The following is a 13,549-nucleotide window of genomic DNA, read 5'->3' on the forward strand; positions in this document are numbered from 1 at the left end:
TTGCCGCCCCGGCCCGCGTCATGCCCGTCTGGCTCCGTCGCTCCCTGATCGCCCTGGCCGTGCTGCTGGGCCTCGCCGTGGCCGCCGCGGCCTACCTCGTCGCGAGCTTCGATCCCAACCGCTACAAGGGCTTGCTGATCGACTGGATGCGCGAACACAAGGCACGCACGCTGGCGATCGACGGGGCCATCGGCCTGTCGGTCTTTCCGCGCATCGAGGTGACGCTGCGCGACGTGAAGCTCAGCGAGCACCATAGGCCGGAGGAATTCGCCGCCCTGCAGGAAGCCACGCTCGCGGTGCAGGTGATGCCGCTGCTGCGCCAGCAGCTGGCGGTCGACCGCGTGTCGGCGCGCGGCGTGCGCGTGCGCTACACCCGCGACGCCGAAGGCCGACGCAACATCGACGACCTGCTGGGCCCCACCGCGCCCGAGGCATCGGTGGGCGCGCCCGCCGATGCCCCATCGAAGGCCCTGAAGTTCGATGTCAGCGCGATCGAGTTCAAGGACCTGCAGGCCACGGTGAAGGACCTGCCGTCGGGCCTCGACGGCCGCCTCGTCGTCGAGGAGTTCAGCACCGGGCGGCTGGCCGACGGGGCCGAGTCACCGATCCAGTTCAGCGGCCGGGCGATGCTCGCGCAACCGAAGCTCGACGCCGGGGTCGAGCTCGCCGGCCGGATCGAGCTCGCACTGCCGGCCGGTGCGCCGGCCAGCGTGGCGCTGCGCGACATGACGCTGGCGTTGCGCGGCGAAGGCTTCCAGGTGAAGCAACTCGACGCCCGCCTGGCCGGGGCGCTGGCCTACGACGGGCCGAGCGGCGCACTGCAGGCCGACAAGCTCCGGCTCACCGTGTCCGGCGAGCGCCTCGGCCTGGCACTGAAGGACAGCACGCTGACGCTCGATGCACTGCGCTTCGACCCGCCGAAGCGCACCCTGCGGCTCGATGCGCTCGACGTGAAGCTGGCCGGCCGCAGCGGCGAGAACGCCGTCGCCGCCCAGCTCGCGTGGCCGAAGCTCGCGGTGGCCGGCGACACGCTCGAGGGCAGCGCGCTCAAAGGCAACGCGTCGCTGAAAGGCGGTGCGGCGGTCGGCACGGTGCAGATCGACTTCGAGTCGCAGGCGCCGAGCGGCAACTTCGAGCGCATCCGCGTGCCGGGGCTGCGGCTCGCCGTCAAGGGCAGCGGCGCCGGCCGCACGGTGAACGGCGAGGTCCGCAGCGACCTGACCCTCGCGCCGCAGCCGCTGGCCGCCGCGCTCGATGCGCTGACGCTGAAGCTCGCCTTCACCGACCCTGCGCTGCCACCGGTGAACCTGGCGCTGCAAGGGCAGGCGCAGGCCGGCGCGAAGGAGGCGAGCTGGCGCTTCGACGGCACGATCAACGAGCAGAAGTTCAACGCCGGCGGCCGCGCCGACCTGGCCAGGCCCGTGCCCTACATCGATGCCCAGGCCCGCTTCGCGGCGCTCGACCTGACGCGCTTCGTCGCGCCGCCCTCCGGCCAGACCAAGCCGGCGGGTGAAAAACCGGCCGCCGACACGCCGGTCGACCTGAGCGCACTGAAGGCGGTCGACGGCCGCTTCAGCCTGCGCGCCGGCACGCTGGTCTATCCGCCCTACCGCATCGGCGAGGCGGCGCTCGACGCCACGCTCGCCGGCGGCGTGCTGCGCGTCAGCGACCTGAGTGGCCGGGCCTGGGGCGGGCGCTTCGCGGCCCAGGCCTCCGCGCAAGCCGGCGCCGACCGCGCTGCGCAGCGCGTCGGCCTGAAGCTCGACGCGACCGATGTCGACATCGCCGCGCTGCTGACCGACGTGGCGCAGTTCAAGAAGCTGGAAGGCAAGGGCCGCGTGACGGCCGACGTCACGACGCAGGGCGCCAGCGTGCAGCGCCTCAAGCAGGCGCTCGACGGCAAGGCCGCGTTCGAGCTGCGCGACGGTGCGGTGCGCGGCATCAACCTCGCGAAGACGCTGCGGCAGTGGCGCTCGGCGGTCACGCTGAACAAGGACGCGGTGCAGGCCTCGAGCGCCGAGGAGAAGACCGACTTCTCCGAGATCAGCGCCAGCTTCGCCATCGCCGACGGCGTGGCGCGCAGCAAGGACCTGTCGGCCAAGAGCCCCTTCCTGCGCGTGGGCGGCGACGGCCTGGTGGACATCGGCCGGGGCCGGGTCGACTACCTGGCCAAGGCCACCGTCACCGGCACGGCCGAAGGCCAGGGCGGCGCCGACCTCGCGTTGCTGAAAGGCGTGACGGTGCCGGTGCAACTGGTCGGCCCCTTCGAGGCGGTCGACTACAAGGTCCAGTGGTCCGCGGTGAGTGCTGCCGTGCTCGGCGGCGCGGCCCGGGGGGCGCTCGGCGAGCGCGCGAAGGGGGTGCTCGGCGGCCTGCTCGGTGGCAGCGAGGCCCCGGCTGCCGCCGCGAGCGGCGCCTCGGCGCCGTCGGCCAAGGAGCAGGTGAAGGAAAAGGCCAAAGACAAGGCCAGGGACGAGCTGAAGAAGCTCTTCGGGCGGTGAAAGTCATGAGACATCCCGTATTCGCTTCGTCGCGGGCCGAGCGCCGGGCCGCTCCCAAGCCGGCCCGGATCCCCCCGGCGGGACCACACGAAGTGCGCAGGGTGCACCAATGAGCGATTTCGACATCACGATCACCGGCCTGCACGTGCACCCGGTGAAGTCCTGCGCGGGCGTCAGCCTGAGCGAGGTGCTGCTGATCGAGACCGGCTTCGAGTTCGACCGCGCCTGGATGGTGGTCGACGCCGGTGGCGGTTTCCTCAGCCAGCGCGAGCTGCCGCGCATGGCGCTGGTCGCCACCGAGCTGCGCCACAGCGAGCTGGTGCTGCGCGCGCCCGGCATGCTGGCGCTGCACCTCGCGCTCGACACGGTGGAGACGCCGACACGGGTGCGCGTGTGGAACGACGAGGTGGCGGCCTACGACATGGGCGATCTGGCCGCGCAGTGGTTCAGCGACTTCCTGCGCCAGCCGCTGCGGCTGGTGCGCTTCGACCCGGAACACAGGCGCCTGTCCAGCCGCGCCTGGACCGGCCCCCTCGAAGCGGAGAACGCCTTCAGCGACGGCTTCCCGATCCTCGTGGTCTCGCAGGCTTCGCTCGACGAACTGAACGCGCGGCTGGCGGCGAAGGACCGGCCGCCGGTCGCGATGCAGCGCTTCCGGCCCAACCTCGTGCTCACCGGGCTCGACGCGCACGGCGAGGACCACCTCGACGAGATCGCCTTCGACACGGCCGAGGGCGCGGTGCGCCTGAAGCTCGTGAAGCCCTGCCCGCGCTGCCCGATCCCGAACGTCGACCCGGCCACCGGCGTGCCGGGCACCGAGCCGGGCGACACGCTGGCGGGCTACCGCGCCGACGCGCGCGTCGGCGGCGCCATCACCTTCGGCATGAACGCGGTGATCGTCGAAGGCATCGAGTGCGTGTTGCGCGTCGGACAGGCCGGCGGCGCGAGCATCAGGTTCTGAGACCCGGTCGCGTTCAAGCGCATCGAAAATCAGCCGGCGCCCTCGCCAGCGCGCACCATCGCCGCCTGCGCAGGCCAGTCGATCTCGACGGCCAGGCCGCCGAGCGCGCTCGACCGGCCGACGCGGACCGCGGCCTGGTGCACGGCTGCGATGCGCCGCACGATCGACCAGCCCAAGCCGCTGCCGGCTTGCCCGCTGCCGACGACGCGAAAGAAGCGTTCACCGACGCGCTGCGCGTCCTGGCCGCTCATGCCCGGCCCGCTGTCCTCGACCGTCAGCCGGACGTGGGTGGGGTGCCGCTTCACGGCGAGCTTCACGCTCGCTTGCGGCGGGCTGTACCGGATCGCGTTGTCGACGAGATTGCGCACGAGCACGGACAGCAACGTGCCGTCCCCTCGCACCCGGCAGGGCTCGGCCGCGTCGACCTCGATCGTCTGCCGCTTGTGCAAGGCCTGCGGCGCCAGCTCGGCCACCACGCGCCGGACCAGGGCGCTCAGTTCCACCGGGCGGCCCGCCGGCGGGCCGCCCGCCTCCAGCCGCGACAGTGTCAGCAACTGCTCGACCAGGCGGGTCGCGCGGTCGCATCCCTCCAGCGTCGCCCGCAGCGCGTGGCGGCGCTGCCCGGCGTCGGCTTCACCCAGGGCCACCTGGGCCTGTGCACGGATCGCCGCGATCGGTGTGCGCAGCTCGTGGGCGGCGTCGGCCGTGAACCGGCGCTCGGACTCCATCAACTCGGCGATGCGCGCGAACAGGCGGTTCAGCGCGTCGAGCATCGGTGTCATCTCCGATGGCGCGCCCTCGACGACGACCGGGCTCAGTGCCTGCGGCTGGCGCTCGGCCAGCGTGCGGCCCAGCGCGCGCAGCGGTGCCACGCCGCGGTGCACCGCCCACCAGGCCGCCAACGCCAGCAGCGGCAGCGCCATGAGCATCGGCCACAGCGTGCTGCGCAACACCGCCCACAGAATGGCGGCCCGTGAATCCACCTGCTCGCCGACGTACACCTGCACGTCGCGCTCGCCGCCGTGCGCTGCAAACACGCGCCACGCCGTGCCGTCGACCTGCACCGTCCTGAAACCGGCCTGGAAGTGCTCGCCGGCTTCGACCATCGGCAGCGCCGGCGCATTGGCCGATCGCAGCGCCGGGCGGCCTTCATGGAAAACCTGGAACGCCACCTTGGGCGCGTAGCGATGCAGCGTCGGTGCGTCGACGCCGCGATCGTCGTCCCCGACCTCGCGCGCCTGCTGCACCACCAGCAGCGCGGCCGCCTGGGCCAGATGGCCGTCGAGCAGTTCGTCGAGCTCGTGACGCACGTCGAACCACGTCGCCGCCGCGGTCGCCGCCCAGACGCTCACCACCAGGCCGAGCACCAGCGCCAGCAGCCGGCCTTGCAGCGAGCGTGGCTGCCCCGTCACGGCTTCGGCTTCTCGCGCAGCAGCAGGTAGCCGACACCGCGCACAGTCTGGATGAGCGCGGCGTCGAGCTTGCGGCGCAAGTGGTGGATGTGCACCTCGATCGCGTTGCTCTCGACCTCCCGGCCCCAGCTGTACAGGTGCTGCTCGAGCTGCTCGCGCGACAGCACGCGGCCGGCGTTCAGCATCAGCACGTGCAGCAGGTCGAATTCGCGTGTCGACAGCGTCACCGGCACGCCGGCACGCCCGACCGAACGCGCGGCCGGATCGAGCACCACGTCCTGCACCGTCAGGCATTCGTGCGGCTGGCCGTGCGCGCGGCGCACCAGCGCGCGCAGGCGCGCCGCCAGCTCGTCCAGGTCGACCGGCTTGACCACGTAGTCGTCCGCGCCGGCATCGAGGCCGCGGATGCGCTCGGGCACCGCGTCGCGTGCGGTGAGCACCAGCACCGGCAGCGACACGCCGGCTTGCCGAACGGCCGCCAGCACGTCCATGCCGTCCTTCAGCGGCAGCCCCAGATCGAGCACCGCCGCGGCATGGGGCTGGGCACGCAACTCGCGTTCGGCAGCCTCGCCGTCACGCACCCAGTCGACCTGGAAGCCGAGCTGGCGCAAGCCGGCCCGCAGGCCGTCACCGAGCAGCGGGTCGTCTTCGGCGAGCAGGATGCGCATGGGCTGAAGTGTGTCCCGCCGAGCCGCCTTCACTCATGATCACGATCATGAGATGGGGCCGTCGCGGCGGTGGCGGGGCGGTCGACCGGGCCGGCTGCCGGCGCGCTTTGCCACTGCAGCCACCAGAAGCCGAGCACCGCCGCGAGCATCAGCACGGCCACGGTGCGCCATGCGCTGCGCACGCCGTCCTGCGGCTGCCCCGGCTTGCGCCCGTTGATCATCGCGCCGATCAGGTTCTCGCGGTGCAGCCAGCTGCTGAGCAGCACGGCGGCCACGTGGACGCCCACGATCGCCAGCATGATGTTGGCGGCCGCCTCGTGGCCCTCTTCGAGCCAGCCGCCACCCACCTCATTGAAGGTGGCCCATCCCGACGCCGTGACCAGCACCGTCAGCCCCAGCAGGGCCAGGATGGCCAGCGCACCGGCGGGGTTGTGCCCGGTGTGGTGCTCGGGCTGACCCCGCAGCGCAGCATCGACGTAGCGTGCCACGGCGGCCGGGCCGCGCACGAAGTTCGAGAAGCGGGCATAGCGGCTGCCCACCAGGCCCCAGAGGATGCGAAAACCCACCAGGCCGCCCATCGTGTAGCCCAAGGTCACGTGCAGCAGCCGCCAGCGCTCGCTCTCGGCGCTGAGGTAGGCGCCGGCGAAGCTCAGCACCATCAGCCAGTGGAAGACCCGCACCGGCGCATCCCAGACCAGGACGGTGCGGCGCGGCAAAGCACCAGCGGGCGCCTCAGCGCGGGATGTGGACGTCGTGTTCATTGAAATCTCCTTTTTCAGCCTGCGCATGGCAGGCGGCGCAGTTGGCGGCGCTCTTCACCGCCGGCAGCTTCCAGGTGGCGGCAGACACCTCGTCGTGCTGGCGGATGAACCACGCCGAACGGGTGATGCGGTCCTCGGCCGGCTCTTCGCGCACGCGCCTGGAGGTCCCGGCATGGGCGACCAGCCAGGCCGACAGCTCTTTCACGGTGGCGGGGTCCAGCGAGGCGTCGGTGCCGTAGTGACGGGGCAGCTGGGTCATCAGGCGCCGCCACGAAGCCGCGGGCAACATGCCGGGCGGGTAGACCACGTGGCAGGCGGCGCATTCCTGCCGGTACGTCGGCAGCAAGGGCAGGCGGTCGGCGCGCTGGTCATCGTCGGCCAGCGCTGCAGTGCCCAGGCCGAGGCTGGCGATCAGCCCGCACAGTCCGCGTCGGACATCGAGGCGAGGTCGATGAAACATGGCAAGTCTCTCGGTGAGGCGGTGGGAGGTGGGGGCCATCAGGGTTCGAGCGTCAGCAGCCAGCTCAGCACGTCGGCCTTCTCGGCGGCACTGCACTCGCGGCCGACAACGTCGTTGCAGTTGCGGCGAAACCACTTCTCGGTCTTCGCCGCGTCGGTGAAGCGCTCGGGATTGAAGGCCGGTGCCAAGCTACCGATCGGTTTGCCGGTCGATGCATGCTTGCCGGCTTGCGTGGGCACGGCGCCGTGGCAGGTGGCGCAGCTCCACTCGCGGCCGTGACGGGTGATGAACCACTGTTGTCCGCGGTCCGGTGCCGCTGCCGCACCGGCCTGAGCGTTGTAGCCCGCAAGCAGCTCGGCCGGGGTAGCGGCGTGGGCCGCAGGGGCCAGGGCTGCGCCGGCGGCGAGCGCGGCGGCCAAGGCGGGTGAAACATGCATGTGACTCATGGCAACTCCTTCGTTGCCATGGTCGGTTCGGCGTCTTAGGGCTTTCTTAGCGCGGTCGCCGCGCCTTGTTCAGGCGCCCCCGAGCCGCGGCAAGGAAGATGGCGACGTCCATCGGATTCACAGGGTAGGCTTGGCAGCCCGACGCCCACCACACCCGCAAACCACCGCGCGACTCGCGCCAGCCTTCCATGCAATTCACCGACCTCGCCGACGATTCCGAACACGCGCAGCACAGTCCGGCGGAGCGCGCCGCGGCGGCATCGCGCAGCACCTGGGTCAGCGTGGGGGTCAACCTCGCGCTGACGCTCACGCAGATCGCGGTCGGCATCCTGTCCAGGTCCCAGGCGCTGGTGGCCGACGGCATCCATTCGCTGTCCGACCTCGTGGCGGATTTCGTCGTGCTGTTCGCCGGCCACCACGCCAGGAAGGACGCCGACAAGGACCACCCCTATGGTCACCAGCGCTTCGAGACTGCCGCCTCGTTGGCGCTGGGCGTGCTGCTGCTGGCGGTCGGTGTGGGCATGCTGTGGTCGGCCTTGCGCAAGCTCGAGGCGCCCGGCACCGTGCAGACGGTCCATGTCCTGGCGCTGTGGGTGGCCGGCGGCGCGCTCATCGCGAAGGAGCTGCTGTTTCGCTACATGCTGTCGGTGGCCAAGCGGGTCAAGTCCAGCATGCTGGTGGCCAACGCCTGGCATGCGCGCTCCGACGCGGCCTCGTCGCTGGTGGCGGGCATCGGCATCGCCGGCAACCTGGCGGGCTACCCCCTCCTCGATCCGATCGCTGCGCTCATCGTCGGCTTCATGGTCGGCAAGATGGGCTGGGGATTCGGCTGGGACGCGCTGCACGACCTGATGGACCGCTCGGTGGACGAGCGGGAGGTCGAGGCCATCCGCCGCACGCTGGTCGAGACCCCCGGCGTTCAGAGCGTTCACGACGTGCGCACGCGCAAGATGGGCGACATGATCGTCGTCGACGCCCACATCGAGGTCGACGCCGCGATCAGCGTCGAGGCCGGCCACGACATCGCCGTCGAAGCCAGGCAGCGCGTGCTGCAGCGTCATCGGGTGCTGAACCTGATGACGCATGTGGATCCGTGGCGGCGCCCCGATCTGGACCACGCCGGGCCGACCGCCTCGGCGGCCCGATGAACAGCGCTTCGCCACCGGCGTGCACGCCCTGCGCGCCCGGCGGCCTGAGCGAAGCCGAGGCGCAGCGGTGTCTCGGGCGGGACGGTCCCAACGAGTTGCCGGTCTCGCAACCGCGCAGCGTGCTGCGCCTGGCGCGCGAGGTCGTGTCCGAGCCGATGTTCCTGCTGCTGGTGGCCTGCGGGGCCCTCTACATGCTGCTGGGCGATGCCCAGGAGGCGGGGATGCTGCTCGGCTTCGTGTTCGTCGTCATGGGCATCAGCTTCGCCCAGCAGCGGCGCAGCGAGCGTTCGCTGGAGGCCTTGCGCGACCTGTCCAGCCCGCGCGCCCTCGTCGAACGCGACGGTGGGGCGCGCCGCATCGCGGCCCGCGAGCTGGTGGTCGGCGATCTCGTGTTGCTGGCCGAAGGCAACCGCGTCCCGGCCGACATGCAGCTCATCGATGCATCGAACCTCGCGGTCGATGAATCGCTGCTGACCGGCGAATCGGCTCCCGTGGCCAAGCAGCCCTCGCCGGTCGGGGAGGCCGCCGGCGACGACCGCCCCGCGCCTGACGGCAGCGACCCGTCCCAGGTGTACTCCGGCACACTGGTCACCCGGGGCAGCGGCCGCGGGCGCGTGGTGGCCACCGGCGCGCGCAGCGCCCTGGGCCGCATCGGCCAATCGCTCGCGGCGATCGTCGTCGAGACCACGCCGATCCAGCGCGAGACGCGCCGGGTCGTCAAGCGGGTGGCCCTCGTCGGCCTGGTGCTGGCCGCCGGCCTCGCCCTTGCGCACTGGATGGCGCGCGGCGACTGGCTGCACGGTCTGTTGGCCGGCCTGACGCTGGCCATGGCCATCCTGCCGGAAGAACTGCCCGTGGTGTTGACGCTCTTCCTGGGGCTGGGCGCCTGGCGGCTGGCGCGCGAGAAGGTGCTGGCCCGCAGCATCCCGGCGGTGGAGCTGCTGGGCGCGACCACCGTGCTGTGCGTGGACAAGACCGGCACGCTGACCGCCAATCGCATGGCGGTCCGGCGCCTGTGGTCCGAACAGGCGGTGTACGACACGGTGCAGGCCGCCGCCGCCGCGCTGCCCGAGGAACTGCATGGCGTGCTCGAGTACGCCGTCCTGGCCAGCCACCGACGCGCCTTCGACCCGATGGAGTCGGCCATCGGCGACGCCGGGCAGCGGCTGCTGGCCAACACCGAGCACCTGCATGACGACTGGACCCTGGTCGATGACTACCCCTTGTCGAGCGAGATGCTGGCCATGTCGCGCGTCTGGCAATCGCCCGACCAGCGCGAGCGCCTGATCGCCGCGAAGGGCGCGCCGGAGGCCATCGTCGACCTGTGCCATCTGGATGCCTCGCGCAGCGCCCGGATCGCCGAGCAGGTCCTGGCGCTGGCGGGCGACGGACTGCGCGTGCTCGGCGTCGCCCAGGCCAGGTTCGATGCGGACGTCCTGCCCGAGCAGCAGCATGACTTCGCATTCGAGTTCCTTGGACTGGTCGGGCTGGAGGATCCGGTGCGACCCGACGTGCCGCAGGCCATCGCCGAGTGCCAGGCTGCGGGCATCCGGGTGGTGATGATGACCGGGGACCATCCGGCCACGGCGATCTCAGTGGCGCGGCAGGCCGGCCTGAGCGCCGAGGCGCCGGTCATCACCGGGGCCGAACTCGCCACCTTGAGTGACGCGGCACTCGGCGCACGGCTCGCCGGCACGCACATCTTCTGCCGTGTCCAGCCCGACCAGAAGCTGCGCCTGGTGCGGGCCTTCCGCGCGCGCGGCGACGTCGTGGCAATGACCGGCGACGGCGTCAACGACGCCCCGGCCCTGAAAGCGGCCGACATCGGCGTGGCCATGGGCGCGCGCGGCACCGAGGTGGCGCGCGAGGCCGCTGCGCTGGTGCTGCTGAACGACGATTTCTCGTCGCTGGTGACCGCAGTGCGCTACGGGCGGCGGGTGTTCGCCAACCTGCGCAAGGCCATCGTCTTCGTGGTGTCGGTGCACGTGCCGATCGTCGGGCTGTCGATCCTGCCGGTGCTCTTCGGCTGGCCGATGCTGCTGATGCCGGTGCACATCCTCTTCCTGCAGTTGATCATCGACCCCGCCTGCTCCGTCGTCTTCGAAGCCGAGCCGCTCGAGCCCGATGCCATGAAGGCACCGCCGCGCCGCCCTGACCAGCGGCTGTTCGACGCCGCGGTGATGGCGCGTGGCCTGTGGCAAGGCGCCGGGCTGCTGGCGCTGCTCCTGGCGGTGTATGGCGCCGTGCGGGCGGTCGCGCACTCGGACGACGTGGCGCGGGCGCTGACCTTCGCGGTGCTCGTGCTCTCCAACCTCGGTCTGATCCAGGCCAACCGGTCCTGGAGCCGCCCATCCTGGCGCGGCAGCGCCGCCTCCAACGGGCAGTTCGGCTGGATCGCCGCGGCAACGACCGTGGTTCTCGGCGTCGTGCTCGAAGTGCCGGCCGTCAGCCGCTTGTTTTCGTTCGTGACACCGACGCCGTTCATGATCCTGGCCGGGCTGGGCATCTCCGCGATCGCCATGCTGTGGTTCGAGGGCGTCAAGTGGGGGCTCGGTCGGCCACGACCGGCCGCCGTCTGAGCGGACCCGTCATTCAGGTCATGTGTCGTGGCGCCTCCAACCCCGGGGATACCGGTTCGCCGGGATGGCGATTCAGGTTCAGCGGCATGGAAATGAAGGCCGTCACGACGACGGGCACCAGCGTGATGGCGATCGCCCCCAGCAGCTTGGAGAGGAAGCGGCGAAGCTCGGTGTGCATGTTGCGATCCTTGGGTGCGAGTGGTTCCGTACGCAGACAGCATCGGCGCCGCGCATTAAGGTCTTCTGAGCGGAACCCGTGCTGGAAGCCCGCCCGTTTCGAGCATGACAAGCTCTTCCTGCTGGAACTGCGCGAAGTGCCACCGCAGCGCAAGCGAAGAACCCGACGGCAAGGGTTCACGCGAAGTTCGCGCGCGAGACTGAGCCCGACGCGCCAGCGAGCACGCTGCATGGCTCGGGCTGGCCAAGTGTTCGGTAGCGCACGGACACGCGTTGCGAAACGGAGGAAGTTGTGGGCGGCGGCGCGTCGAAGATGCGATCAAGGTACCCCGCAGCGCCGAAGGCGTTCACGATGAACTGCGCATCAAGAAGTAGGGCCTTGCGTGATCGCGGGCGGCGATGCACGCACTCGCAAGACTGCTGTATTTGGATGCAATCAAGATGACCACAGCTTTGAGCATCATCCGCTCCGCGGTTGGCGTGTTGACGGCCACCTTGGTGCTCTGGCCCTGTCGCGCTGGGGCCGAATCACGCGGTGAACTGCTCTACACCACGTACAGCATCACTTGCCACACCTCACAGATGCATTGGCGCGACCAGCGGGTTGTCACCGACTGAACCAGCCTCAAGGCCCAGGTCAGACGGTGGCAGGGCACCGCCTCGCTGGCGTGGAGCGAGGCTGACATCGCCGACGTGTGCGCTACCTGAACGAGAGCATCTATCGCTTCGGGCAGACTGCCGACCCATCCACGTCGCCGGGACCGTCGCCCGGTACGGCACGGTCCGGTCCGTACTGCTCCGGTGCTTGGCGGCAGGGCGCCTACGGTTCGCAGCGAATGCCGGAGCTTTCGCTCGGACCCATCGCCGCAGCCCACCCGATCCAGCCCTGGTGCCAAGCTCAACCCTGTTCCAGGAATCTCTGCGCATCGAGCGCGGCCATGCAGCCGGTGCCGACGCTGATGATGACCTGCCGATAGATGTGGCCCTGCTCGTCGCCGGCCGCGAAGACGCCGGGCACGCTGGTCATCGTGGCAAAGCTGTTCAGCCCGGTGCGCGTGATGATGTAGCCGTCCTTCATCTCGAGCTGGCCCTGGAAGATCTCGGTGTTCGGGCGATGCCCGATCGCAATGAAGCAGCCCTTGAGCATCAGGTCCTGCGTCGCGCCCGTCTGGGTGTTCTTCAGGCGCACGCCGGTCACGCCGCTGGCATCGCCCAGCACCTCGTTGAGCACGTGGCAGAGCTTCAACTCGATCTTGTCGGCCGCCACCTTCTCCATCAGCCGGTCCACCAGGATGGCCTCGGCCTTGAACTTGAGCAGCAGACTGCGGGACTGCAGGACCGAATCGAACTGGTTGGCCGTCGCCGCGGCAAGCGGCGCGGCGCACGGATTCACCCGGCTCGCCTTCGGCGTCTCGCCGGCATTGGCCACGGCCGGTCCGGGTTCTTGCGCGAGAGCCTGCTCCTGGGCAGCAAGCCAGCGGGCCGCATCGTCGGCGCCGAGCTGCGTCACCCCGGTGACGGCCCCTGCCGAGCGCTCGATCTGCAGCATCCGCTGCATCGGCGGGTAGCACAGTCCCTGGTCGGCGCAGCCCTGGTTGACGACGACCAGTCGACCTCGTTTCAGCCGGCCGTGCTTTATCCGAACCTGGATTGTGCCCACTCCATGTCGAACCAAGGCTTCCCGTCTCGGACGGTGATCCAAGGCTGCAGCGGCCCCTTCCCTACGTAGAACGAGAACAGGTTCTGCTGCCGTGGCATGGCGGCAGCGAAGCCCTTGTAGAGCCAGTATGCGGAACGGAGCAGTGCCTTGCGCGCCGCACGCCCCGGGTACAGCAGCGCAGCTGGCGCGTCGTGCCCATAGTGGTAGGCGAACGTGTGCTGCGCGTGCGGCGCGAACGTGCTGATGGTCTTCTCGACCTCGCGCTCTGTCCAGCGATAGATGAAATTCGGTACGGGACCGTTGCGCACGCCCCCGAAGGCGCCACCGTTGAAGTAGACGCCGCGCTGCTCGTAGGTCTCGGTCAGACCTCTGCGCTCAAGCAGGCGCATCAGAGCGCTGTCCCGGGCCTCGAAGACCAGCACCCCGACACGCGCCGTCCGGTACATCTCGAGCAGCGCGCGGTGCGGCGAGTGGCAGTGGTGCAACGCCGCGTGGATCACGACGAAATCGAAGGCCTCGTCGTCCACCGCCAGTTGCTCCGCATCGAGCCGCGCAAAGCCAAAGGGCGTGAACTCCCGTTCGGCGCCATAGGTATCATCAACGTTCGAGAACGTCACGTCTCGGTAGCCGAGCCCCTCGAAAACCATCTTGTCGCGCTTCCCGGCGGCCAGCACAAGGATCTTCGCACTGCGATCGGCGACTTGTGCCGCTAGCGTTTGGCGATAGAACGCCAAGCGTTGATCGTCTTCCATTTTCTGGACTCCCTGGGCGCCCAA

Annotated in this window: 12 protein-coding genes; 4 read left to right on the forward strand and 8 right to left on the reverse strand. The window is 70.4% G+C overall.

Features of this window, described 5'->3' with window-relative positions; genetic code table 11:
- Window positions 1–20: 20 nt before the first annotated feature.
- Both ACQY9S_RS12420 and ACQY9S_RS12425 read left to right on the forward strand, forming a co-directional pair.
- Window positions 21–2,501 (forward strand): AsmA family protein, encoded by a 2,481-nt coding sequence (locus ACQY9S_RS12420; RefSeq protein WP_428420008.1) that lies wholly within the window; start codon window positions 21–23, stop codon window positions 2,499–2,501.
- 109 nt (window positions 2,502–2,610) lie between these two features.
- The gene (locus ACQY9S_RS12425; protein WP_428420009.1) at window positions 2,611–3,462 is read left to right on the forward strand and encodes an MOSC domain-containing protein; all 852 of its coding nucleotides are present in this window, start codon (window positions 2,611–2,613) and stop codon (window positions 3,460–3,462) included.
- A 29-nt stretch (window positions 3,463–3,491) separates the two neighbouring features.
- Here the strand turns inward: ACQY9S_RS12425 and ACQY9S_RS12430 are convergent, their stop codons facing one another.
- The 5 genes from ACQY9S_RS12430 to ACQY9S_RS12450 are packed head-to-tail and all read right to left on the reverse strand — an operon-like array spanning window position 3,492 to window position 7,209.
- Complete coding sequence (locus tag ACQY9S_RS12430) at window positions 3,492–4,874, reverse strand: ATP-binding protein (RefSeq protein ID WP_428420010.1); 1,383 nt, start codon at window positions 4,872–4,874, stop codon at window positions 3,492–3,494.
- On the reverse strand, window positions 4,871–5,542 hold the full coding sequence (locus ACQY9S_RS12435; RefSeq protein WP_428420011.1) for a winged helix-turn-helix domain-containing protein: 672 nt from the start codon (window positions 5,540–5,542) through the stop codon (window positions 4,871–4,873). Before ACQY9S_RS12435 ends, ACQY9S_RS12430 begins: the two co-directional genes overlap by 4 nt.
- 29 nt (window positions 5,543–5,571) lie before the next feature.
- A complete protein-coding gene (locus tag ACQY9S_RS12440; RefSeq protein WP_428420012.1) occupies window positions 5,572–6,303 on the reverse strand; it encodes a cytochrome b/b6 domain-containing protein in 732 nt (243 codons plus the stop codon).
- The gene (locus ACQY9S_RS12445; protein WP_428420013.1) at window positions 6,275–6,763 is read right to left on the reverse strand and encodes a diheme cytochrome c; all 489 of its coding nucleotides are present in this window, start codon (window positions 6,761–6,763) and stop codon (window positions 6,275–6,277) included. The genes ACQY9S_RS12440 and ACQY9S_RS12445 overlap by 29 nt, the downstream gene beginning before the upstream one ends.
- 38 nt (window positions 6,764–6,801) lie before the next feature.
- A complete protein-coding gene (locus ACQY9S_RS12450; protein ID WP_428420014.1) occupies window positions 6,802–7,209 on the reverse strand; it encodes a DUF1924 domain-containing protein in 408 nt (135 codons plus the stop codon).
- A gap of 188 nt (window positions 7,210–7,397) precedes the next feature.
- Between ACQY9S_RS12450 and ACQY9S_RS12455 the strand changes: the two genes are divergently transcribed.
- Together ACQY9S_RS12455 and ACQY9S_RS12460 are read left to right on the forward strand one after the other, a co-directional pair.
- Entirely contained in the window at window positions 7,398–8,357 is a 960-nt protein-coding gene (locus tag ACQY9S_RS12455; protein WP_428420015.1) for a cation diffusion facilitator family transporter, read from the forward strand.
- The gene (locus tag ACQY9S_RS12460) at window positions 8,354–10,936 is read left to right on the forward strand and encodes a cation-translocating P-type ATPase (protein ID WP_428420016.1); all 2,583 of its coding nucleotides are present in this window, start codon (window positions 8,354–8,356) and stop codon (window positions 10,934–10,936) included. The genes ACQY9S_RS12455 and ACQY9S_RS12460 overlap by 4 nt, the downstream gene beginning before the upstream one ends.
- A 13-nt stretch (window positions 10,937–10,949) precedes the next feature.
- On the opposite strand, the gene ACQY9S_RS12465 is transcribed toward ACQY9S_RS12460, so the two are convergent.
- From ACQY9S_RS12465 to ACQY9S_RS12475, 3 genes are all read right to left on the reverse strand, one after another.
- Window positions 10,950–11,114, reverse strand: a complete 165-nt coding sequence (locus ACQY9S_RS12465) for a hypothetical protein (protein ID WP_428420017.1) — start codon at window positions 11,112–11,114, stop codon at window positions 10,950–10,952.
- Window positions 11,115–12,011: 897 nt separating this feature from the next.
- Window positions 12,012–12,773 carry an FAD-dependent oxidoreductase gene (locus tag ACQY9S_RS12470; RefSeq protein ID WP_428420018.1) on the reverse strand — a complete coding sequence of 254 codons (762 nt, stop codon included), beginning with the start codon at window positions 12,771–12,773 and terminating at the stop codon, window positions 12,012–12,014.
- Window positions 12,749–13,525: a methyltransferase domain-containing protein gene (locus ACQY9S_RS12475; protein ID WP_428420019.1), complete on the reverse strand. Its 777-nt coding sequence runs from the start codon at window positions 13,523–13,525 to the stop codon at window positions 12,749–12,751. The genes ACQY9S_RS12470 and ACQY9S_RS12475 overlap by 25 nt, the downstream gene beginning before the upstream one ends.
- Window positions 13,526–13,549: the final 24 nt, after the last annotated feature.

Source organism: Methylibium sp., assembly GCF_965279545.1.
Lineage (GTDB): Bacteria > Pseudomonadota > Gammaproteobacteria > Burkholderiales > Burkholderiaceae_C > Methylibium.